This window comes from Neoroseomonas rubea, from assembly GCF_016106015.1.
Classification (GTDB): Bacteria; Pseudomonadota; Alphaproteobacteria; order Acetobacterales; family Acetobacteraceae; genus Neoroseomonas; species Neoroseomonas rubea.
On record NZ_JACADQ010000040.1, the window covers coordinates 1 to 21,849 of the forward strand.

The window sequence follows — 21,849 nt, forward strand, 5'->3', positions numbered from 1 at the left end:
CCGGGAAGCATCGCGCGCCGCCCCTGAGGCGGACCGCCGCCGGCGGCCCGGGGTGCGGTTCAGTCCCCAGCGGCACCCGCGGCCGCGGGGTTCGCGGCGCGCGGCCGGCCTCGGCGGAGCACGGCGAGCAGGGCGATCGCGAGCGCCGGGATCAGCGTCAGGTTCAGCAGCGCCCAGCCTGCGCTCGCATGCACCGCGCCTGACGCGAAGGCGGTACAGGCGACGGTGCCGAAGACCAGCACATCGTTCGCCGCCTGCGCACGGACCCGTTCCTCCGGCGCATGCGCCGTCGACAACAGCTGCGTCGCGCCCACGAACATGAAGTTCCAGCCGATGCCGAGCAGGATCAGCGCGACGGCGAAGTGCACGAAATCCCGGCCCAGGACGGCGACGACCGCGCAGCCCCCCGTCAGCACAGCCCCCGCGACGATCACCGGCAGCAGCCCGAACCGCGCGATGAGCCGGCCGGTGAAGAAGCCCGGCGCGAACATCGCGACCGCATGCATCTGGATGACGGTCGCGCTCGCGCCCACGCCGAAGCCGCAGAGCATCATCTCGAGCGGCGTCGAGGTCATCACCAGGTTCATCGTGCCGTAGGCCACCATCCCCGCCACGGCAGCTGAGATGAAGGCCGGGCGGCGCATGATTTCCAGCAGCGGCGTCGCCACCGCCGGGCGCGGCGGCGCCGGCGGCAGATCGACGATCGCCAGAAGCAGGATGCAGATCGGCGGCAGCAGCGCGAGCAGCAGGTACGTGCCGAGGAACAGGAAGGGCAGGATCATGTCCTGCGTGTGCTTCACGAGTTCCGGCCCGATCACCGCCGAGACGATCCCGCCCGCCATCACCAGCGCGATGGCGCGCGGGCGGTAGTCGGGGGAAGCGACCTCGGCCGCCGCGAACCGGTAGTGCTGCGAGATGCCGAAGCCGATGCCGCCCGGGATGGCGCCCAGGCAGTAGATCAGGAAGTCGCCCTTCCAGACGCCCGCCGCGAAGATCAGGGAGCCCGCCAGCGCGGCAAGCGCGCCGACGACGAAGCCCGTCTTCCGGCCGAGCCGGGCGAAGATGATGCCCGCCGGGATGGAGGCCGCCATGGTCGCCAGCATCTGCAGCGCCATGGGCAGGGTCGCGAGCGACTTGTCCTCGGCCAGCGAATGGCCGATCAGCGCGCTCATCGCGACCTGGCCGATCATGCTCGCGCCCATCAGCGCCTGGCAGAAGAACAGCAGCCAGACATTGCGCTTCATGCGCGCTTCGCTTGCCGACATGGTCAGAAGTGGCTCCATCCCCCCCGCGGCAGCGCGAGTGGCGTGCCGTCCGGAGCCAGCACGCTAACCTCCGCCGGCCCGGCAATGAAACGGCCGATGCGCGCGACAGCCATGCCGCTGGCGGCGGCCCGGGCCATCACCTCCGCCCGGTCGGCCGGATCGGCGGCGAGCAGCAGCTCGTAGTCGTCCCCGCCCGTCAGCAGCAGCGGCAGCAGCCCGGCATCGGCGGCCAGCAGCGTGCGCGCCGCGTCCGACAGCGGCACCGCCCCGGCATCGAGCACCGCCCCGCAGCCGCCCGCGCGACAGAGATGGCCGAGGTCCTGGACGAGCCCGTCCGACACATCCATCCCCGCCCGCACCAGCCCTGCCAGCGCCTGGCCAAGCGCAAGCCGCGGTTCCGGCAGCCGGTAGCGCCGCGCGAGGTGTCCCGCCGCATCGGCGGGCAGCGCGCCCTGAAGCACCTTCAGGCCGAGGGCGCCGTCGCCGATGGTGCCCGAGACCCAGAGGTCGTCGCCCGGCCGTGCGCCCGCCCGCGTGACGACCTTCCCGGGTTCGACCGTGCCGAGGATGGTCAGCGAGAGGGAGGTCGGCCCCGGCGTCGCCGTGGTGTCGCCACCGAGCAGCGTGAGGCCGAAGAGGCGCTGGTCCTCGGCAAGCCCGGCGACGAAGTCCGCGAGCCAGCCATCGGGCGTCCCGCGCGCCAGGCTGGTTGTCATGAGGTAGCCCAGCGGCACCGCGCCCATGGCCGCGAGATCCGAGAGGTTCACCCGCAGCAGCTTGCGCCCGACCGTCCCGGGCGGATCGCCCGGCAGGTAGTGCACGCCTTCCACCATCGCATCGGCCGCGATCACCAGCCGCCGGCCGGCGGGGATCTCGAGAACCGCGGCGTCGTCCGCGAGGTCGAGTGCGCCTGGCCCGGCGAGCGGACGGAAATGGCGCGCGATCAGCGCGAATTCGGGCGGCAGGCTCACCGCGCGCGCCCGAACTCCGCCGGGCGCAGCGCATGGGCCATGGCATCGAGCACGCCATTGGCGAAGCGGCTCGTCTCCTCGTCGAGGAAGCCGCGGACGATGTCGAGATACTCGTTGATCACGACGCGCGCCGGCGGCTCGGCGCCGGCGAGCAGTTCTGCGGCCGCTGCGCGCAGCACGGCGCGCAGCACCGGGTCCAGGCGCTCCAGCGTCCAATCCTTCGAGAGATGCGCGCGGATCTCCGCATCGGCCGCCTCCCCCTGCGTCGCGGCGGCGCGGAGGATCGCCTCGAACAACGGGATGTTGGCGAGCGGAACCCGGCCATCCTCGAAGGCATCCTGGTCGGCCGCCTCGCCCGCGCCGATGCGATGGCGGATGAATTGCTGCGCGACCGTCTCGGCGCTCTCGCCGGTATGTTCCGACTGGAACAGCGCCTGCACGGCGGCGACGCGCGCACCGGTGCGCGGCCGTCCGGTCGGCTTGGGCCGGTCCTTCATCCCGCGAGGCCCCAGCGCCGCGCGAGGGCGACCTGGCCGATCACCGCATGGGCGGCTTCCGCCCCCTTGTTCATGCGGTCGTCGCGCGAACGCGCCAGCGCCTGATCAAGGCTGTCAACCGTCAACAGCCCGAAGCCGATCGCCGCCGCGTGGCGGGTCGAGAGGTCCATCACGCCGTGGCAGATCGCGTCGCAGATGAAGGTGTAGTGGTCGGTCTCCCCGCGCACGACGCAGCCGAGCAGCAGCAAACCGTCCCAGCGGCGCGGCGATGCCAGCGCCATGGCAAGCGCCGCCGGCAGTTCGTAGCCGCCCGCGACCTCGGCGACCTCGACCGCGGCGTTCACGTCGGCGAAGACGCGCCGCGCGCCGGCGAGCATGCCGTCCACCACCTCCCGATAGTAGGGGGCGACGATGGCGAGGATGCGCGGCGCGGGGCCGGCGAGAAGGGCGGCGCCGCGCTCGGGGGAATCGAGGGTGCTCAAGTGGCGATGTCCGTGGATATGGGCCGGGTCTCGACATCCTCGATCCCGTAGCCCTCGAGGCCGACGATCGGCCGCGGGTGGTTGGAAAGCCGCACCATGCGCGTCACGCCCAGGTCGGCGAGGATCTGCGCGCCGATGCCGTAATCGCGGAGTTCGGGCGGGACCGCGCGGCCGCGGCCGCGGCGAATCTGGTCCGACAGCCCGTCCGTCCGCCAATCCCGCAGCAGCACGACGACGCCGCGACCTTCCTGCGCGATGACGCGCATCGCGCCGTGGAGCTCGCCAAGCGTGCGGCCGGCGACCAGGTCGTTCAGCAGGGATGCGGCGTGCATGCGGACCAGCACGGGGTCCTCCCCCGAGATGTCGCCCTTGACCAGCGCCAGATGCTCCCCCGGGGAGACGGTGCTGGCGTAGACCACGGCGCGCCAGTCGCCGCCGATCGCCTGCGGCAGAACGCTGTCCTCGACGCGGCGGACCAAGCGTTCCGTCCGCCGGCGATGGGCGATCAGGTCGGCGATGGTGCCGAGCTTGAGGCCGTGATGCTGCGCGAAGGCGACAAGGTCCGGCATGCGCGCCATGGTCCCGTCGTCGTTCATGATCTCGCAGATCACGCCGGCCGGGTTCAGCCCGGCAAGGCGCGCGAAATCGACCGCCGCTTCCGTGTGCCCGGCGCGGACCAGCGTGCCGCCTTCCCGCGCGACCAGAGGGAAGACATGGCCCGGCGTGACGATGTGCTCCCGCCCCAGTTCGGGGTTGATCGCGACGGTGACGGTGCGCGCGCGGTCGGCGGCGGAAATGCCGGTCGTCACGCCGTCCTTCGCCTCGATCGAGACCGTGAAGGCGGTCTGGTGCCGAGTGCCGTTCGACTGCGCCATCAGCGGCAGGCCCAGCTGCTCGACGCGCTGCTGCGTCATGGCAAGGCAGATCAGCCCGCGTGCGTGCTTGGCCATGAAGTTGATCGCGTCCGGCGTCGCGAACTGGGCGGGGATGACGAGGTCGCCCTCGTTCTCCCGGTCCTCGTCATCCACCAGGATGAACATGCGACCGCGGCGCGCTTCCTCGAGCAATTCCTCGGTCGGCGCGATGACGTCGTGGAATTCCGTGCGGACCGGCCCGCCTGCCGTGCTGGCGCTCATCGCGCATACTCCCGGAGCCGCGCGACGTAGCGCGCCATCATGTCGGCCTCGATGTTCACGCGGTCGCCGGGCTGCAGCGTGCCGAAGGTGGTGACCGAGGCGGTATGGGGGATGATGTTGACCCCGAACACTTCCCCGTCAACCTCGTTCACCGTCAGGGACACGCCGTCGATCGCGACCGAGCCCTTCGGCGCGATGTAGGGAGCGATCGACGCGGGGACGCGGAAGCGCCAGCGGACCGAGGCGTTCTCGGGCGTGGCCGAGACCACCTCCCCCACCCCGTCGACATGGCCGGCGACCAGGTGCCCGCCCAGCTCGTCGCCGACGCGCAGCGCCCGTTCCAGGTTCACGCGCACCCCGGCCTTCCATGTGCCGAGCGTGGTCTTCGCCACCGTCTCGGCCGAGCAATCGACCGAGAAGGCATCCGCGGCCAGGTGCACGACCGTGAGGCAGACGCCCGAGCAGGCGATGGAGGCGCCGATCACCGCCGGCGTCGGCCCGGCGAGAAAACCCGGCGCGGTGCCGATGACAAGGCGCAGGTCATGCCCGCCACCGATCGGCTGCACCTCCCGCACCGTGCCGAGGGCGGTCACGATCCCGGTGAACATCAGGGGGCCTCCAGCCGTTCGAATTCGGTGAGCACATCGGCGCCAAGGGGCCTGACGGCAACCCGGCGGAAGCGGGGCATGGCGGCAAGTGCTTCGAGGCGCAAGCCCTCGGCGGCCGGAAGGCCTTCCGCGCCCATCACGCCCGGGGCATGGAACCAGGCCAGGCGGTCCACCAGCCCTGCGCGGAGCAGCCCGGCGGCAAGGCCCGCGCCGCCCTCGGCCAGCACGCGCGTAACGCCGCGCCGCGCCAGGGCCGCAAGCAGCGTGCGGAGATCGAGCCCGCCCCCTTCCGTCCCCGGCACGGTCAGCACCGCGACGCCGGCGGCGATGAAGGGCGCGAGAGCCGCCGGCGGATGGCCCGGCGCCGTGACGATGCAGGACGGCGCCGTTCCGGCGGTCGCTACGAGCCGCGCGGCGGGCGGCGTGCGCAACCGCGCATCCGCCACCACGCGCAGCATGGGCACGCGCTCGATGCCCGGGATGCGGCAGGTCAGGTCCGGATCATCCGCGATAACGGTGCCTGAGCCGACCAGCACCGCATCGTGCCGCGCACGCATCGCATGCACCGCGCGCCGCGCCTCGGGCCCGGTGATCCAGCGGCTTTCGCCACTGGCCGTCGCGATGCGGCCGTCGAGCGTGGTGGCGAGCTTCAGCGTGACGATGGGCAGCCCGGCCTCGATGCGGCGGAAGAAGCCGGCGTTGAGCGCGCGGGCCTCGGCCTCGCAGAGCCCTTCCTCGACCGGGATGGCGGCGGCGCGGAGCCGGTCGAGCCCCCGCCCGTTCACCCGCGGGTCCGGGTCCCGCATCGCCACGACCACGCGGGCGATGCCGGCGGCTTCCAGCGCGTCGCAGCAGGGCGGCGTGCGGCCGTGGTGGGAGCACGGTTCGAGGGTGACGTAGGCGGTCGCGCCGCGCGCCTTGGACCCCGCGCGGCGGATCGCCTCGGTTTCGGCATGCGGGCGGCCGCCGGGCTGGGTCCAGCCGCGGCCGACCACCTGGCCGTGGCGCACCAGCACGCAGCCCACCGCGGGGTTGGGCCAGGCATTGCCGAGGCCGCGGCGGGCGAGCGCCAGGGCGGCGCGCATATGGTGGAGGTCTTCGGACATGGGGCGCGGTGCGCTTGTCCCGCACCCGCCGGGTGGCGGCAAGCGCCGCTACCGCACGACACGCGCCAGTTGCAGCACCGAGAGCATGGCCGAGGCCAGGTAGGTCAACGCCGCCGCCCTCAGCACGGAGCGCGCGGCCCCGACATCCGTGCCGGCGAGATACCCGCCCCGGTCGATCGCCGGCAGTGCCCGGGCGAAAGAGGCATCGAACTCCAGCGGCAGGGTGACCATCTGGACGAGGATCGAGAGGCCGAACACGGCGACGGCCAGCAGGATGGAGGGCAGCACGAGATGCCCCGCCCCGGCCATGGCCCCGCCGAAGGGCAGCACCGTCATCAGCGCGATGGCGACCGCGCGCAGCGGGACCACGACGCGCATCAGCGCCAGGCGCAGCGCGAACAGGCGGGCCCCGTCGCGATGCTGGACCGCGTGCGCGACCTCATGCGCCGCGACCGCGACCGCCGTGACGGAGCGCCCATCGAGATGTTCCGGGGAAAGCCGAACCGCCGGCGCGGAGGGGTCGTAATGGTCGCCCTGGTCGGTCGGCTCGACCGCCACGTGGTGCAGCCCGGCCTCGTCCAGAAGGTGGCGGGCCAGTTCGCCACCAGTGCCGGGCAGGTCGGGCCGGTCGGCGCCGTGCCGCGCCATGACCCAGCGGACATAGGCCATGGGGCCGAAGACCAGGGCGAGCAGCAGCAGGACCGCCGCCGGGACCATAGGCGACGGCTACTCCTTGCCCCCGAGCTCGCCCAGGAAGGCCTGGAAGTCCTTCGCCTCGCCGAAATTCCGGTAGACGCTGGCGAAGCGGACATAGGCCACCTGATCCAGCGCTTTGAGGCTTTCCATCACGATCTCGCCGATCTTGCGGGACGGGATCTCGGTCTCGCCTTCCGTCTCCAGCCGGCGCTGGATGGAGTTCACCAGCCGCTCGATCCGGTCCTCATCCACCGGGCGCTTGCGAAGGGCCACACGGATCGACCGGGCGAGCTTCTCGCGATCGAAGGGCACGCGGCGGCCATCGGTCTTGAGGACCGTGATCTCGCGCAGCTGCGTCCGCTCGAAGGTGGTGAAGCGCGCCCCGCACGACGCACAGGCACGCCGGCGACGGATCGCTGCCCCGTCCTCGGCCGGGCGGCTGTCCTTCACCTGCGTGTCCTCGGCGCCGCAGAAGGGGCACTTCATCGGGTGGTGAGCCTCAGCCCGGGTAGACGGGGAAGCGGCGGCAGAGTTCCAGCACCTTGGCCTTCACCGCCGTCTCCACCGCGGTGTTCACGCCATCGGCGTTCGACGCGGCCGCACCGTCCAGCACTTCCCCGATCAGGCGGCCGACGGTCCGGAATTCCTCGGTGCCGAAGCCACGAGTGGTGCCCGCCGGCGTGCCGAGCCGGACGCCGGAGGTGACCATCGGCTTTTCGGGATCGAAGGGGATGGCGTTCTTGTTGCAGGTCAGGTGCGCGCGGTTGAGTGCGGCTTCCGCGATCTTGCCGTTCAGCTTCTTGGGCCGAAGGTCGACCAGCAGCAGGTGGTTGTCGGTGCCGCCGGTCACGAGATCGAGACCCTGTGCCTTCAGTTCCTCGGCCAGCGCCTTTGCGTTGGCGACGATCTGCGCGGCATAGGCGCGGAATTCGGGGCGCAGCGCCTCCCCGAACGCCACGGCCTTCGCGGCGATCACATGCATCAGCGGCCCGCCCTGCAGGCCGGGGAACACGGCGCTGTTGAACTTCTTCGCGAGCGCCTCGTCATTCGTGAGGATCATGCCCCCGCGCGGGCCGCGCAGCGTCTTGTGCGTGGTGGTGGTCACCACATGCGCATGCGGGAAGGGCGAGGCATGCGCGCCGCCGGCGACCAGCCCGGCGAAATGCGCCATGTCCACCATGAACCAGGCGCCGACCTCGTCCGCGATGGCGCGGAAGCCGGCGAAGTCCCAGGCGCGGGCATAGGCGGACCCGCCGGCGATGATCAGCTTCGGCTTCGATTCGAGGGCGATACGGCGGACCTCCGCCATGTCGATCCGCTGGTCCTCCCGCCGCACCGTGTAAGGCACGGGCTTGAACCACTTGCCGGACTGGTTGGCGGGCGAGCCGTGCGTCAGGTGCCCACCCGCGGCGAGATCGAGGCCCATGAAGGTGTCGCCCGGCTGTAGCAAGGCCAGGAAAACAGCCTGGTTCGCCTGCGCGCCCGAATGGGGCTGCACATTGGCGAAGCCGCAGCCGAACAGCTTCGTCGCGCGCTCGATGGCGAGGCGCTCGGCGATGTCCACGGCCTCGCAGCCGCCATAGTAGCGGCGGCCGGGATAGCCCTCGGCGTACTTGTTCGTCAGCACGCTGCCCTGGGCCTCGAGCACGGCGCGGGAGACGATGTTCTCGCTCGCGATCAGCTCGATGCCGTCCTGCTGGCGTTCCAGTTCCTGCGCCACCGCGGCGGCGAGGTCCGGGTCCGCCTCGGCGAGGGAGGCGGTGAAGAAGGAGGCGGCGGGCGCGACGCCGGCGGAGGGTCCGTCAGGCGCGCGGAGAGGTGCGGGGGCGGGGCGGATCATGCGGGCGGTTGTGCGCCGGGCGGGTTCAGCTTGGCAAGGCGCCGGTCGTGCCTGCCGCCCTCATAGGGGGTGGCGAGGAAGGTGCGGATGGCGTCGAGCGCCGTTTCGACGCCGATCGTGCGGGCGCCGAAGCAGGCCACGTTCGCATTGTTGTGAGCGCGCGTGAGGCGCGCCTCGGTCGAATCGTGCAGCACCGCAGCGCGGATTGCCGGGTGGCGGTTGGCGGCGATGGCCATGCCGATGCCGGTGCCGCAGACCAGAACACCCAATTGTGTGGGATTTGTTGCGACTTCGACACAGACGCGGTAGGCGAAGTCGGGATAATCGACCGATTGCGCATCGTGGGTGCCGAGGTCCAGGACGTCATGACCCTCGGCTTCGAGCGCGGTCCTGAGCGCCTGCTTCAGCGGGAGCCCTGCGTGGTCGCAAGCGAGTACGAGGCTGAACGGCATGTCGCCAGTCACTTCCGTGGATGAGATCCGCGGGTTTGTGTGCGGATCGGGGAGAGACTTCAAGCACCCTGCCCGCGTTGCCTGTCCCCGGAACGATAGCGGGGCCGCCGCCCCGTGACCTCCTACATGATCTGCACGACGGCGCGCTCAGGCAGCAACCTGCTGTGCGACTACCTTGCCCATACCGGCGTGCTCGGCCGCCCGACCGAGCACTTCAACCCCGACATCATCCGCCGGGGCGCCTTCGGCCGCCGATTCGCCTTCGAGGAGCCGCTGCCCTGCGGCGACTACATCGCCTGGCTGCGCGGCCAGCACAGCACCCCGAACGGCGTGTTCGGCACAAAGGTGCTCTACGAGGACCTCGCGAGCTATTTCAGGTTCCCGCGCTTCGTCGAACTCATGCACGGGTCCCGCTGCATCCTGCTCCGCCGTCGCGACAAGGCGCGGCAGGCCGTCTCCTACTATTTCGCGGCCGAGACCGGCCAATGGGTCCATACGGACACGCCGCGGCGCGACCCTGAGTCCCTTCCCTACGACCTTGCGACCCTGCGCGCCCATCTGCGCCGCCTGGTCGAGCAGGAGACGATGTGGCTCGGGCTCCTCGCGAGCCTCGGCATCGCGCATCGTGAGATCTTCTTCGAGGATTTCGTGCGCGACCCGCGTCATCACATCGAGGCGATCGCGCAGGACCTCGGGCTTCCGACCGACGACATCCCCTGCCGCGCCTCGCTGCGCGAACAAGGCACCGCGCGCAGCCGGAGCTTCAGCGAGAGGCTCAAGGACGACCTCCTGCGGGAGATCGCGGAACCGCCCTTGCCCGCCGAATACAAGGGGCTGAGGCTCGTCGGGTGATGGAGCGCGCGCCCGACGGACCGGCGCCGCCGCCCCGCCCGCATTTCCGCACCGCGGAACTCGCGCTGTTCGACCGCTTCGCGGTGCGCGGCGCGGGGCACTACCTCGAATACGGCCTCGGCGGCTCCACGCTGCGGGCCCTGGCAAGGGGCGCAGGCCGCCTCGTCGCGGTGGACAGCGACCCTGCCTGGGTCGACCGCATCCGGGCGGAACCGGCCGTCGCGCCGCGGATCGCGGATGGCAGCCTCGTGCTGCGCCACGCGGATATCGGGCCGCTGCGCGACTGGGGCTTTCCCGCCGACAGATCCGCGTCCGCGCGATGGGCGGGCTACGTCACGGCGGGCTGGGAGCCCTGGCGCGGCTGGGGGGCCGCGCCCGACACGATCCTCGTCGATGGGCGCTTCCGCGTCGCCTGCCTGCTCTACAGCGCGCTCATGCTGGACTTCGCCGGACGGGCCGAGGACGCGATCCTCATGCTGCACGACCGCTCACCGGACCGGCCGCATTACGAGGCCGCGCTCGCGCATTTCTCGATCCTCGAGGAAGCGGCGACGATGGTGGTCCTGCGCATGGCGAGGCCGGTACGGCGCGCCGCGATGCTCGAGACGCTCGCGGCGCATCTCGCGGATCCAAGATGACCGGCACGGCGGCGCGGCTCGCAGGGCCGCAGGCCGAGGCGCGACTGTCCGGCCGCCCTGTCGGGCTCGACGAGATCGGCATGCGGAGCGTGGCCGGGGACGGCCTGTCCTTCGACATCGCCGCGTGGTTCGCCGCGAATCCCGCCCCGGCCGCGGGCTTCCTCCCGGTGAGTGACGCCGGCTTCGCAGCGCTCCGCCTGTCGCGGCTGGTCGATGGCGCGGAGCCCGGGCGCCCGGCCTTCGAGCGGGAACTGATGAACGCCCAGGGGCATGGCTGGACCGAGGCCGGCATCGTCCTGCTGCATCGCCCCTGCCTCGTCGACGGCGCGCGCGGATCGGTCCTGGTGCGTGGCGAGGACGGGCTCTTCCGCCCGCTTCGCGAAGGCGTGCGCCCGCCGGACGGCGGCTTCGACGTGGCGGCGGGCCTGCCGGCCTGGCTCGACATCGACGCGGCCGAGGGGGAGGCGATCCACGCCGTGGACGTGACGGGAGCCTCTCCCGGCATCCTCGCCCCGCTGAACTGCTACTTCTCCAACAACTACTTCCACATCCTCACGGAAACGCTGAGCGCGCTGCACATGCTCGCGCGCCTCGACCGGCGCGGGGATGTCGCCTTCCTGCATGGCGGCACGACCTGGCGCCCGAAGCGCTTCGCGCCGGAGATGCTGGCGCTCGCCGGCCGGCGGGGCGTGGTCGCAGGGACGCGCTTCGTGCTGGCCGACCGGGTGGTGCTTGCCACCGGACTCGTCCGCTACGCCCGCTTCGACCGGCCGTTCCTGGATGCGGCGCACTGGCTCCGCCGCCGCCTGGCTTGCCCCGATGCCGCGGAACCGCCCCGCGCCATCTGGTGGACACCCGCCGAGCAGCGGCGCGGCTCACGCCGGCTCTATGTCTCGCGTATCGCCGCGGCGGCGCGGCGCATGACCAACGAGGCAGCGCTGATCGACCTCGTCGCCGGCTTCGGCTTCGAGATCGTCGACCCGGCGACGCTCGACCTTCGGGGCCAGGTCGAGACCTTCGCCGATGCCGCCTGCATCCTCGGGCCGCATGGGGCGGGCCTGGTCAACGCCGCCTTCGCGCCCCCGGATGCGGACCTGATCGAGTTGCGCCCGCTGCACCGGCCCGAGCAATCCCCGATGGTGAACGAGAGCTTCCGCCGTCTCGCGGCGCTGATGGGCCTGCCCTATGGCGCGCTGGTGTTCGAGAACGCGCCGGGCGCCGATGCCTGGTCCATCGACATCGCCCGCGTGCGGCGGCTCCTGCAACGCCTGCCGCCACGGTGACCGGCAAGGCTATGCCGAGAGCAACTCCCGCAGCACGGGCGTGAGCGCCTCCGCCACATCGACATGCGCCTCCGGCGACGGGTAGCCGTTGTTGGTGCGCACCCCCTGGTGATCCAGCCGGTTGACCGCCGTCCATTCGCCGGTGAAGCGGTCGTGCAGGCGCTGCGGCAGGCCGCGGCGCGTCACCACCTCCACATAGCGGTCGGCGAGCGGGCGGATGCCCGCCATCAGCGTCTCGTCGACCAGGTGCGGGAAGGGTCCGAGCGCATGCTGCCAGCTTTCCATGGTGAAGGCGTGGCTCGGCGTGCGGGTCGAGATCCAGAGCAGGATCTTCGGCACCGTGATCGTGGAGAGCAGCTGCGTCATCGAGGCCAGCCAGTTCGCCCGCGAATCCGCGAGAAGCCCCTCGATCTCGGCATGGGGCAGCGTCCGGAAAATCTCCTCCCACACCCCTTCCGCCCAGCGCCAGGGCCCCTTCGGATCGGCCCTGAGCCGGAGCGAGGAGGTGCCGTCGAGATTTTCGTAGAGCCGGTTCGGCGTCGAGCGCCCCGACATGACCTGCACCACCGCAACGCGTCCGCCGTTGATCACCTCGAGCAGCCGCGCATCCCGCAGGAACCGGTCGGGACCGGCGCCGCCGATGCCCAGATTCGCCGCGGCCCCGCCCACCCGCTCGGTGACCAGGTCCGGGAAGGGATGACGGCAGAAGGTGCCGAAGGTCTGCGCCGCCCCGACATAGGAGACGTATCGCCCGGGGGAGAGCACCATGGCCGGCCCGCGGAAGTATTCGGCCGACCCTTCGAGGCGCCAGAGCCCGTAATCGACGATGTGCGACGCCTCGGACTGGTAGTAGAGCCCCCCCATCTTTCTCCCCTGGAATGGCGGTTGGCCGTGGCCGGCACATCCGGGCGGCACCCGTTCCGTTGCGCACGCGGCACGCTAGCCGGGCGGTGCGGTTTTCGTCCATAAGCGGAATGAACGGCCTGCCATGCCCCGCCGCGACGCGCAGGATGCGCGCAGCGGGGCGCCCCGGCCGCGATGGACATGACCATGCCGAACGATTCCGACCTCGCCCCCCTCCGCGCCGAACTCGAGGTGCTCCGCGCCCGACTCGACACGATCGAGCGCATCCTCCAGCTCCGCGACGCCGCCTTCCCGCCCCCCCTGCAGGAGGAGACGCCCGCCGCCCTCCCTGCCACCTACGAGATCGGCGCCGACCAGCTCCTGCCCGCCCAGGATGGCTTCCACCAGCTGGAATGGGGCCCGGAAGGCGCCTTCCGCTGGACCGGCGCCGAAGGCGAGCTTCGCTTCGAGGCCTGGCTCGACCGCACCGTGCCGCTCGTCGCCACGCTCCGACTGTTCCACCTCGGCACGCCCGCCAATGCGCGGGACATGACGATCGAGGCGGACGGCGCGAGCCTCCCCCTGCACCGAGACGGCACCAGCAAGGTGTTCCACTCGGACCCGATCCCTCCACGGCCCGGCGCCGGCCCGACCATCCTCGTCGTGCGCGTTCCGCACCTGCATTGCCCGGCCGACCAGGGAATGTCCGACCGGCGCACGCTTGGCGTGGCGTTCCAGGCCCTGCGGCTCGACCCCGCCTGACCATGCCTCCGCCCTCACGCCGCATCACCGCGGCCATCTGCACCTACCAGCGCTACGACCTGCTGCCCGGCGCGATCCGCTCCGCGCTCGACCAGACGCTGCCCGGCGATGCTTTCGAGGTCATCGTCATCGACAATTCGCCGGATGCGGAGCGGTCGGCGCAGGAAGCCGAGGCCTTCGGCGCGCACCCGAATCTTGTCTGGCGGCACGAGGCGCGCCCGGGCCTGTCCAACGCGCGCAACGTCGCGGCGAGCCTGGCCGCCGCGCCGCTCATCGCCTTCCTGGACGACGATGCGCGCGCCGAGCGCGGCTGGCTCGCCGCCATCGCCGACTGCTTCGACGCGATGGACGAGGAGGTCCAGGTCGTGGGCGGCCGCATCCGCCCCTGGTGGGGCGCGCCGCGGCCGGACTGGCTGCCGGATTCCATGCTCGGCGACCTCACCGTCGTCGATCTCGGCGAGGAGCGCCGCCTGCTGCGGGAGGGCGAATGGGTCGCCGGCGCCAACATCGCCTTCCGCGTCGCGGCACTCCAGGCGGCGGGCGGCTTCGACACCTCCCTGGGCCGCAACGGCGGCGGCGCGAGCCTGCTCTCGGCCGAGGAAACCGCGGTGACGGACCGGCTGCGCGCGCAGGGCGGGCTCGTCGCCTATGCGCCCGGCGCCGCGGTCGAGCACTGGGTCGACCCCGAACGCCTGACCCAGGCCTGGTTCCGTCGCCGCGCCGCCTGGCAAGCGGTCTCGGACTATCTTCGCGATCCCAAGGGACGCCTCGAGCGGCGCGACGAGGCCTGGGCGGCGGCGAAGCGCTACCTGCTCAGCCGCAACCCGGCCGACCGGACGCTGCGGGGCCTCGCGCTGGAACAGCAGGATCCCGGGGATTTCCGCTGGCAGGTCTCCGCACTCTACAACGCCGTCACCGCGCTGCTCGCGGGGCTCGATGAACGCGATGACGCCTGAGGCGGCCGGCGCCTGGGCGGGGCTGCGTGTCCTCGTCCTCTCGCCGGTGCCGACCTGGCCGGTCACCTTCGGCAACCGGAACCGCATCGTGCAGGTGAACCGCGCGCTGCAGCGCGCGGGCGCGCATGTCGCACTGCTGCACTACCCGTCGGACGAGGAATGGCGCACGCGCCTGCCGCGCACCGCAATGGCCGAGATGGCGCAGCAATGGGAGGAGGTCTTCCACTGCCCCGTCACCCGCCCGCTGCACGCGCGCCCGTCGGATGGCGACGATCACCGCATCGACGAATGGTGGGACCCGGCGATCGGGCAGATGCTCGACTGGCTCTTCAGGCTCGGCCGCTACGACGCGCTGCTGGTGAACTACACTTGGCTGTCCAGGGCGCTCGAGCACGCGCCGCGCGGCGTGCTCCGGATCCTCGACACGCATGACCGCTTCTCCGGCCGGCGGGACCTGCTCGCGGCCAACGGCCTCGCTCCGGAATACTTCCACACGACGGAGGGAGAGGAAGCCCGCGCCCTCGATCGCGCCGACCTGGTCTGGGCGATCAAGCCGCAGGAGGAAGCGTTCTTCCGCACCATCACGCGCCGCCCCGTCGCGACGCTGCCGCACATGGAGCCGCCGGAGCCGCCCTCCCCCGTTCCCGCCCAGGACGGCGTGCTGCGCTTCGGCATCGTGGGCGGGCGCAACAACATCAACGCCACCAACATCCGCCGCTTCGTGGAGGCGGCCGAGCGCTACCTCGCGCGCACGCTGCTGCCGGTCGAGATCGTGATCGCCGGATCGGTCTGCGACCTGATCTCGGATCTCCGCCAGCCCTGGCTGCGCCAGCTCGGCCGCGTGGAGCGGATGGACGAGCTCTACGACCAGGTCGACGCCGTGCTCGCGCCGCTCGCCTTCTCGACAGGCCTCAAGATCAAGGTCGGGGAGGCGCTGGCCCGCGGCAAGCCGCTGATCAGCCATGCCCATGCCTTCGAAGGCTATGTGCCGACCCACGACGTGCACGCATGCGAGGATTTCGAGGCGATGCTGCGTGCGATGCACCGCATCGCGCGCGACCCGGGCCTTCTCGGGGTGCTTGCTGCCGCCTCCGCCCGCTCCGTCGCGGCGGCCGAGGCCACGATCGCCGCGACGCTCGCCGACGCGGCGGAGCGGGCACGGGCGCTGCCGCCCTCGGTCGTGTTCTTCCTCCGCTTCGACCAGCTGCACCGCGACAGCCTCTTCTTCGACCACCTGCTGGACGCCACGCGCTACGCCGGCTTCCGCGCCGCGGTCGCGATCCACCTGACCGGCCGGCCCGAGGAGGCGGAGGCGGAGGCGCTCGGGATGCTCGCCGGCCGCGGCCGCATCCTGGTCGAGCCGGAGGCGCTGACCGTCGCCGCCGGCCACCCCGCCCTGCTGGCGGCGGAGGCGACGCCGCGCGCTCAGACGATCGCGGCGCTGCTCGCCGCGCCGCACCTTATGGCCTGGTTCGCCCATGCCCCCGCGCTGCCGGCGGCGACGGACATCGGGACACGCATCGGCATCGCGCATCTCGACGCGCTGGCCCTTGCGGGCCATGCCGACGACGCAGGCCGCCTCGCCGCCGCCTTTCCGCGCTTCCTGCTCCTCAGCGGCGCGCCGTCCCGCACGGCGGCCGTGATCGCAGCGGCGACGGGGGCGGAACAGATCGCCGTGCCGCTCCTCTGGCGCGGCGAGGAGAGCCACCTGCTCGCTGCGCTGCGGTCGCGCCGGCGTGGCCCGGTCGCGCTGCTCGCGGCCCGGGCGGATGCCCCTGCCCTGCTGCCGCTGCTCGCCTTCCTGACCGCGACCGAGGGGCGGGAGGTGCGGCTGTTCCATGCCGGCGGACCGGTGCCGGACTGGCCTCGCCACGGCGCGCTCGCGATGCGGGCGGACGCCATCTCCGACGCCCCGCTGGCCACCTTCTTCCGGCCCGAAACCTGGGCCGATGGAGCGCCGGCCTGCGTTGTCGAACATGGCAGGCCGGGCGGCTGCGCGGCGCGGGAGGCAGCGCTGCGCGCGGGCGTGCCCTACCTGTCCTACGGGGATCCGGCCGCGCCGCCCACCGTGGAACAACCCGGCGCAGCCTGCGCCCGGGCGAGGGGCTTCGCGGCAGCCGCGCTGCATCTCGCGGCGCTCGGCCGGGCGGGCCCACGATCCGCGCCCGATCCGGCCGTCGCGCGTGAACTCGGCCAGGATGCGGGATGGGCGCGGCTGTGGCGCGAAATCGGTGATCTCGCCGCAGGCTGAGGAAAACCGATGCTCCGCTGCCGCCCCCCGGCGAAAACGTGTGGCGCGCCCGGGTCCGGCGGCGCAATCGCATGCATTTCCCTTCCGCCCCGCCCCATCCCGTGGCACTTGAAGCGCAGGAAAACGCAGAACACGGGAGCGCGCCGATGTCCGCACCGACTTTCACCAACCCCGAGACCATCGCGCTGCATGCCGGCTGGCGCGCGGACCCGACCACCGGCTCGGTCGCCGTCCCGATCCACCAGACGACCTCCTTCCAGTTCCAGGACACGGGCCATGCCGCGCGGCTGTTTGCGCTGGCGGAGCTGGGCAACATCTACACGCGCATCATGAACCCGACCGTCGATGTGCTGGAAAAGCGCGTCGCGGCGCTCGAAGGGGGCGTGGCGGGCCTCGCGGTCGGCTCGGGCCAGGCGGCGACGACCTTCTGCGTGATGAATCTCTGCGAGGCCGGGGACAACATCGTCAGCAGCACCGACCTGTACGGCGGAACCTGGAACCTGTTCGCCAACACGCTGAAGCAGTTCGGCATCGAGGTCCGCTTCGTCGACCCGGCCGACCCGGAGAACTTCGCCCGCGCGACCGATGCCCGCACCCGCTGCTGGTACGCGGAGACGCTGCCCAACCCGAAGCTGCACGTCTTCCCGATCGGCGAGGTCGCGGCGCTGGGCCGCAAGCTCGGCGTGCCGCTGATCATGGACAACACGGCCGCGCCCGTGATCTGCCGCCCGCTCCAGCACGGCGCGGCGGTCGTGATGCACTCCACCACCAAGTGGATCGGCGGTCATGGCACCAGCATCGGCGGCCTCGTTGTCGATGGCGGCAACTTCGACTGGGAAGCGCATGGGGACCGCTTCCCCACGCTCAACAAGCCCGACCCGTCCTATCACGGCGCGGTCTGGACGCAGGCGGTCAAGCCGCTCGGGCCCATCGCCTACATCATCCGCATGCGCACCTGCCTGCTGCGCGACATCGGCGCGCCCATGGCGCCGATGAACGCCTTCCTGTTCCTGCAGGGGCTCGAGACGCTGCCTCTGCGCATCGAGCGCCACTGCGCCAACGCGCTGAAGGTCGCCGCCCACCTCGCGCAGCACCCGGCGGTCGCCAAGGTGATCCATCCCTCCCTGATGGAAGGCGAATGGAAGCGCCGCGCGGATGCGTACCTGAAGGGCGGCTACGGCAGCCTAATGGGCATCGAGCTCAAGGGCGGCAAGGACGCCGGGCAGAAGTTCATCGAGGCGCTGAAGATGTTCTACCACGTGGCCAATATCGGCGACGCCCGCAGCCTCGCCATCCATCCGGCGACGACGACGCACAGCCAGCTGACCGAGGCCGAGCAGGCGGCGTCGGGCGTCACGCCGGGCTATGTGCGCCTGTCGATCGGTATCGAGCATGTGGACGACATCATCGCCGATCTCGACCAGGCGCTGGACGCCGCGACCGGCCCTGCCATGAAGGCTGCCGCGGAATGAACGCCGATCGTCGCCAGGGCGCGCCCTTCCCCGTCGAGGCGCCGGAGGTTCTGGGCGCCTATCCCACGCTGCGGCCGCGGCGCAACCGCCGCGACGCCTGGACGCGGCGGCTCGTCGCCGAGAACAGCCTTTCCACCGATGACCTGATCTGGCCGATCTTCGTCATCGAGGGCACGAAGGAGGAACGCCCCGTCGCCTCCATGCCGGGCCAGGTGCGCGTGACCGTCGACCTCGTCGCGAAGCATGTTGAGAGGGCCGCGCGGCTTGGCGTGCCGGCGATCGCCATCTTCCCCGCGACGCCGCCCGAGGCGAAGGACGCGGAAGGCACCGAGGCGCTGAATCCCAACAACCTGATCTGCCGCGCGGCGCGCGAATTGAAGAAGCACTTCCCCGAGGTGGGCCTCGTCGGCGACGTCGCGCTCGACCCCTACACCGACCACGGGCATGACGGCGTGATCCGGGAAACGCGCACGGGCGACTACGTCCACAACGACGATTCCGTGTCGATCCTGGTGCGCCAGTCGGTGAACCAGGCGGAGGCGGGGATCGACGTCATCGCGCCGTCGGACATGATGGACGGGCGCATCGGCGCGATCCGCGCGGCACTCGACGCGCAGGGCTTCATCGACACGCGCATAATGTCCTATGCCGCGAAGTACGCGAGCGCCTTCTATGGCCCGTTCCGTGACGCACTGGGCTCGGGCAAGGCGCTGCGTGGGGACAAGAAGACCTACCAGATGGACCCGGCCAATTCGGATGAGGCGCTGCGCGAGGTCGCGCTCGACCTCGCCGAGGGTGCCGACATGGTCATGGTCAAGCCGGGCATGCCTTACCTGGATATCGTCCGCCGGGTAAAGGACCGCTTCGCCGTGCCTACCTTCGCCTACCAGGTGTCGGGCGAGTACGCGATGATCATGGCCGCGGTGCAGAATGGCTGGATCGAGCATGAGCGCGCGATGCTGGAAAGCCTGATGGGCTTCAAGCGCGCCGGCGCGAACGGCGTGCTCACCTATTTCGCGGTGGAGGCGGCGGAGGTCCTGCGTCGTGGCTGACACGCCGCTGCCGGACGAGGCACTGCGACGCCCGTGGCACGGCGCCTCCGACCGTGCCGAGGATCCGGCGGTTGCCGCGCTGCGCCTGCACCGCGCCGAGGTGGAGGCGCTGCTGGCCTATCGCCGCATGGCCGAGGCCAGCGATGAACAGGCCCGCGCGTGGCGCCGGCTGGCCACCTTGAGGGAGAAGCGCGTGGCGCTGATGCCGGCCGCCGCGGCGAAGCGGCTGCCGCCCCTTCCCGCGCCCCCGGCCGGGACACTGTCGACCTGGCAGAAGCTGCGGCGACGCCTTGGACTGATGCGCGGACCGCGCTGACGAGGCGGATCGCGGCCGATCGGGCCGCCGGCCCAACGTCTGCGACAAATCACGACGACATAATTCATATCTACGACGTAATCATTAATGTGACGTTGACGCGCTGCCGCGAGTATCCGGCCGCGCTCGCTGGGGAGCGCCTGAACTCAACGGGATTTCCGATGCTCCAACTGCTCCGTTCCGGCGGGATGGGCCGTCGTCTCATCCTCGGCTTCGCGGCCGTGCTCGGGTTGATGGTCGTTCTCGCCGCCATTGCCGTGCAGCGCGTGAACGACATCAGCCACAGCCTGGCGATCGTCAACGACGTCAACAGCGTGAAGCAGCGCTTCGCGATCAACTTCCGCGGCAGCGTCCATGACCGCGCCATCAGCCTGCGCGACGTCGTGCTGCTGGGCTCGGAAGAAGCCCTGCGGAATGAGCTGCGCGAAATCGACCGCCTCGCCGCCTTCTACGCCGACAGCGCCGTGCGCCTCGACCGGATGATGGGCGAAGGGCGGGAGGTGACGGCCGATGAGACGCGCATCCTCGCCTCGATCAAGGAGACCGAGGCACGGACGATGCCCATCCTGCGTGCCGTCATCGCCGCCCGGCAGGCAGGCGACCGCGATCGCGCCCATGCGATGCTGATGGAGCAGGCGCGGCCGGCCTTCGTCGAATGGCTTGCGCGCATCAACCAGTTCATCGACCTGCAGGAGGAGAAGAACCGCATCGTGGCCGCGCGCACGCGCGCCGTGGCGGAAGGCTTCCAGGCGCTGATCGCCGGCCTGCTCGCGGCGGGGCTGCTGCTCGGCGGCGGCATCGCCTTCTGGGCCACGTCCTCCATCAAGCCGCTGCGTGCGCTGGCAGGCACGATGCGGCGGATGGCCGATGGCGACCTCGAGGGCGACATCCCGGGTTCGGGGCGCCGCGACGAGGTGGGCCGCATGGCGGAAGCCGTGGGCGTGCTGCGCAGCGGCAGCCTCGAGGCGGTGCGCCTGCGCGCGACGCAGGAAGCCGAGCGCGCGGCGGCGCATGAGGCACAGGTCGCCGCGCTGCGCACCATGGCCGACAGGGTGGAGAACGAGACGCTCGGCGCCATGCAGAGGATCGCCGACAAGGCGCGCACCCTGGCCGAGGACGCCTCGGCCATGGCCGCGGCCGCGGGCCGGGCCGACCGCAACGCGGGTGCCGCCGGCGCCTCCTCCGGCACGTCGCTCGAGATGACCGAGAGCGTCGCGGCCGCCGCGGAGCAGCTGACCGATGCGATCCGCGCCATCACCGCCGAGGTGCGCGAAGCCGCGACCGTGAGCCGCGAGACGGCGGCCGACAGCGCCGAGACGGAGACGGCGATCGTCGCCCTCTCCTCCGCCGTCGGCCAGATCGGGGACGTCACGCGCCTGATCAGCGAAATCGCCGGCAAGACGAACCTGTTGGCGCTGAACGCGACGATCGAGGCGGCGCGCGCGGGCGATGCCGGCAAGGGCTTCGCCGTCGTGGCCGGCGAGGTGAAGGAACTTGCCAGCCAGACCGCCAAGGCGACGGAGGAGATCCGCCAGCACATCGAATCGGTCATCACCCGGACCGATGCCGCGGTCGAGACCGTGCGCCGGATCGCCCAGGCGGTCGCACGGATCGACCGGCTCGCGGCCAATCTCGCCGACGGCGTGGACCGCCAGGACAGCGCGACGCGCGAGATCGCCCGCAGCATCGGCGAGGCGGCGCGCGCCACGCGCGAAGCCGCGCAGAACATCACGCATGTCAGCGCCGACGCGCGCGACGCCGGCGGACGGGCTGCGCGGACCGAGGCGGAGACGGCGCGCCTGGCCGCCGATGCGGAGGCGTTGACGCACCAGGTCGTCAGCATCGTCCGCACGGCGGTGCCCGAGGTGGATCGTCGCACCGAGCCACGCCGGCCGACCCAGGGTTCCGCCTCGCTCAGCATCGGCGCGACCACGCTCGCGGTCGACGTGATCGACGCCAGCGCAGGCGGCGTCGGCGTGCGAACCGAGGCAGCCGCAACGCTGCGCGGCGGCCAGCGTGGCACGCTCCGCGTGGCGGGGCAGGAGGCGCGGCAGGTCGAGGTGCGGCACGTCGCGGACGATCGCGTCGGCCTCGCCTATCTGGCCGAGGCGCGCAACCCGGCCCGGGCGGCCTGAGGCGACACGGCCGGCCGCGCTTGCGTCGTGACTTCCGCCGCGCGTGAATGGGCGGCGGGAGGAAACGCCATGAAGCTGGACTGGCTTGGGCTCACCGGCCGCGTCGCCATCGTCACCGGCGCGGCCGGCGGCATCGGCGGCGCCATCGCCACCGAACTGGCCGGCGCCGGGGCCGCGGTCGCGCTGCTCGACAGGGACGGGGCGGGCGCCAGGGCACGCGCGGAAGCCCTGCGCGG

Annotated in this window: 23 protein-coding genes; 11 read left to right on the top strand and 12 right to left on the bottom strand. The window is 71.8% G+C overall.

Annotated features, from left to right (window positions below):
- Nucleotides 1–59: 59 nt before the first annotated feature.
- From HW577_RS06890 to rpiB, 11 genes are read right to left on the bottom strand one after another with little or no spacing between them, the layout of a single operon-like run.
- Nucleotides 60–1,244, bottom strand: a complete 1,185-nt coding sequence (locus tag HW577_RS06890) for an MFS transporter (protein ID WP_232474737.1) — start codon at nucleotides 1,242–1,244, stop codon at nucleotides 60–62.
- A gap of 23 nt (nucleotides 1,245–1,267) precedes the next feature.
- Nucleotides 1,268–2,236 carry a thiamine-phosphate kinase gene (gene thiL / locus HW577_RS06895; RefSeq protein WP_198375398.1) on the bottom strand — a complete coding sequence of 323 codons (969 nt, stop codon included), beginning with the start codon at nucleotides 2,234–2,236 and terminating at the stop codon, nucleotides 1,268–1,270.
- On the bottom strand, nucleotides 2,233–2,733 hold the full coding sequence (nusB, locus tag HW577_RS06900; RefSeq protein WP_198375399.1) for a transcription antitermination factor NusB: 501 nt from the start codon (nucleotides 2,731–2,733) through the stop codon (nucleotides 2,233–2,235). Before nusB ends, thiL begins: the two co-directional genes overlap by 4 nt.
- Nucleotides 2,730–3,215, bottom strand: coding sequence for a 6,7-dimethyl-8-ribityllumazine synthase (gene ribH / locus HW577_RS06905; protein ID WP_198375400.1), 486 nt, complete (start codon nucleotides 3,213–3,215; stop codon nucleotides 2,730–2,732). Before ribH ends, nusB begins: the two co-directional genes overlap by 4 nt.
- Entirely contained in the window at nucleotides 3,212–4,351 is a 1,140-nt protein-coding gene (gene ribB / locus HW577_RS06910; RefSeq protein WP_198375401.1) for a 3,4-dihydroxy-2-butanone-4-phosphate synthase, read from the bottom strand. Before ribB ends, ribH begins: the two co-directional genes overlap by 4 nt.
- Nucleotides 4,348–4,959, bottom strand: coding sequence for a riboflavin synthase (locus tag HW577_RS06915; protein WP_198375402.1), 612 nt, complete (start codon nucleotides 4,957–4,959; stop codon nucleotides 4,348–4,350). Before HW577_RS06915 ends, ribB begins: the two co-directional genes overlap by 4 nt.
- The gene (ribD, locus tag HW577_RS06920) at nucleotides 4,959–6,065 is read right to left on the bottom strand and encodes a bifunctional diaminohydroxyphosphoribosylaminopyrimidine deaminase/5-amino-6-(5-phosphoribosylamino)uracil reductase RibD (protein WP_198375403.1); all 1,107 of its coding nucleotides are present in this window, start codon (nucleotides 6,063–6,065) and stop codon (nucleotides 4,959–4,961) included. Before ribD ends, HW577_RS06915 begins: the two co-directional genes overlap by 1 nt.
- A gap of 48 nt (nucleotides 6,066–6,113) precedes the next feature.
- Entirely contained in the window at nucleotides 6,114–6,782 is a 669-nt protein-coding gene (locus HW577_RS06925) for a zinc metallopeptidase (RefSeq protein ID WP_198375404.1), read from the bottom strand.
- A gap of 9 nt (nucleotides 6,783–6,791) precedes the next feature.
- Entirely contained in the window at nucleotides 6,792–7,247 is a 456-nt protein-coding gene (gene nrdR / locus HW577_RS06930; protein WP_198375405.1) for a transcriptional regulator NrdR, read from the bottom strand.
- A gap of 13 nt (nucleotides 7,248–7,260) precedes the next feature.
- Nucleotides 7,261–8,601, bottom strand: coding sequence for a serine hydroxymethyltransferase (glyA, locus tag HW577_RS06935; RefSeq protein ID WP_198375406.1), 1,341 nt, complete (start codon nucleotides 8,599–8,601; stop codon nucleotides 7,261–7,263).
- Entirely contained in the window at nucleotides 8,598–9,053 is a 456-nt protein-coding gene (rpiB, locus tag HW577_RS06940; protein ID WP_198375407.1) for a ribose 5-phosphate isomerase B, read from the bottom strand. Before rpiB ends, glyA begins: the two co-directional genes overlap by 4 nt.
- Nucleotides 9,054–9,167: 114 nt before the next feature.
- On the opposite strand from rpiB, the gene HW577_RS06945 reads away from it, so the two are divergent.
- The 3 genes from HW577_RS06945 to HW577_RS06955 are packed head-to-tail and all read left to right on the top strand — an operon-like array spanning nucleotide 9,168 to nucleotide 11,826.
- Nucleotides 9,168–9,905 (top strand): Stf0 family sulfotransferase, encoded by a 738-nt coding sequence (locus HW577_RS06945; RefSeq protein WP_198375408.1) that lies wholly within the window; start codon nucleotides 9,168–9,170, stop codon nucleotides 9,903–9,905.
- Nucleotides 9,905–10,543, top strand: a complete 639-nt coding sequence (locus tag HW577_RS06950) for a hypothetical protein (protein WP_198375409.1) — start codon at nucleotides 9,905–9,907, stop codon at nucleotides 10,541–10,543. Before HW577_RS06945 ends, HW577_RS06950 begins: the two co-directional genes overlap by 1 nt.
- Nucleotides 10,540–11,826 carry a glycosyltransferase family 61 protein gene (locus HW577_RS06955; protein ID WP_198375410.1) on the top strand — a complete coding sequence of 429 codons (1,287 nt, stop codon included), beginning with the start codon at nucleotides 10,540–10,542 and terminating at the stop codon, nucleotides 11,824–11,826. The genes HW577_RS06950 and HW577_RS06955 overlap by 4 nt, the downstream gene beginning before the upstream one ends.
- Before the next feature lie 9 nt (nucleotides 11,827–11,835).
- On the opposite strand, the gene HW577_RS06960 is transcribed toward HW577_RS06955, so the two are convergent.
- On the bottom strand, nucleotides 11,836–12,690 hold the full coding sequence (locus HW577_RS06960; protein ID WP_198375411.1) for a DUF6473 family protein: 855 nt from the start codon (nucleotides 12,688–12,690) through the stop codon (nucleotides 11,836–11,838).
- Between the two features lie 186 nt (nucleotides 12,691–12,876).
- Here HW577_RS06960 and HW577_RS06965 point away from each other — a divergent pair, with 186 nt between their 5' ends.
- The 8 genes from HW577_RS06965 to HW577_RS07000 form a co-directional block, all read left to right on the top strand.
- On the top strand, nucleotides 12,877–13,431 hold the full coding sequence (locus tag HW577_RS06965) for a hypothetical protein (protein ID WP_198375412.1): 555 nt from the start codon (nucleotides 12,877–12,879) through the stop codon (nucleotides 13,429–13,431).
- 2 nt (nucleotides 13,432–13,433) lie between these two features.
- Nucleotides 13,434–14,387, top strand: a complete 954-nt coding sequence (locus HW577_RS06970) for a glycosyltransferase family 2 protein (protein ID WP_198375413.1) — start codon at nucleotides 13,434–13,436, stop codon at nucleotides 14,385–14,387.
- Nucleotides 14,377–16,638, top strand: a complete 2,262-nt coding sequence (locus HW577_RS06975; protein WP_198375414.1) for a glycosyltransferase — start codon at nucleotides 14,377–14,379, stop codon at nucleotides 16,636–16,638. The genes HW577_RS06970 and HW577_RS06975 overlap by 11 nt, the downstream gene beginning before the upstream one ends.
- A gap of 146 nt (nucleotides 16,639–16,784) precedes the next feature.
- Entirely contained in the window at nucleotides 16,785–18,110 is a 1,326-nt protein-coding gene (locus tag HW577_RS06980) for an O-acetylhomoserine aminocarboxypropyltransferase/cysteine synthase family protein (protein WP_198375415.1), read from the top strand.
- Nucleotides 18,107–19,162: a porphobilinogen synthase gene (gene hemB / locus HW577_RS06985; protein WP_198375416.1), complete on the top strand. Its 1,056-nt coding sequence runs from the start codon at nucleotides 18,107–18,109 to the stop codon at nucleotides 19,160–19,162. Before HW577_RS06980 ends, hemB begins: the two co-directional genes overlap by 4 nt.
- The gene (locus HW577_RS06990; RefSeq protein ID WP_198375417.1) at nucleotides 19,155–19,478 is read left to right on the top strand and encodes a hypothetical protein; all 324 of its coding nucleotides are present in this window, start codon (nucleotides 19,155–19,157) and stop codon (nucleotides 19,476–19,478) included. The genes hemB and HW577_RS06990 overlap by 8 nt, the downstream gene beginning before the upstream one ends.
- 161 nt (nucleotides 19,479–19,639) lie before the next feature.
- Nucleotides 19,640–21,613: a methyl-accepting chemotaxis protein gene (locus HW577_RS06995; protein ID WP_198375418.1), complete on the top strand. Its 1,974-nt coding sequence runs from the start codon at nucleotides 19,640–19,642 to the stop codon at nucleotides 21,611–21,613.
- Nucleotides 21,614–21,682: 69 nt separating this feature from the next.
- Nucleotides 21,683–21,849 (top strand): SDR family NAD(P)-dependent oxidoreductase (locus HW577_RS07000; RefSeq protein WP_269769515.1); only part of this gene is annotated, 167 nt, incomplete at its 3' end.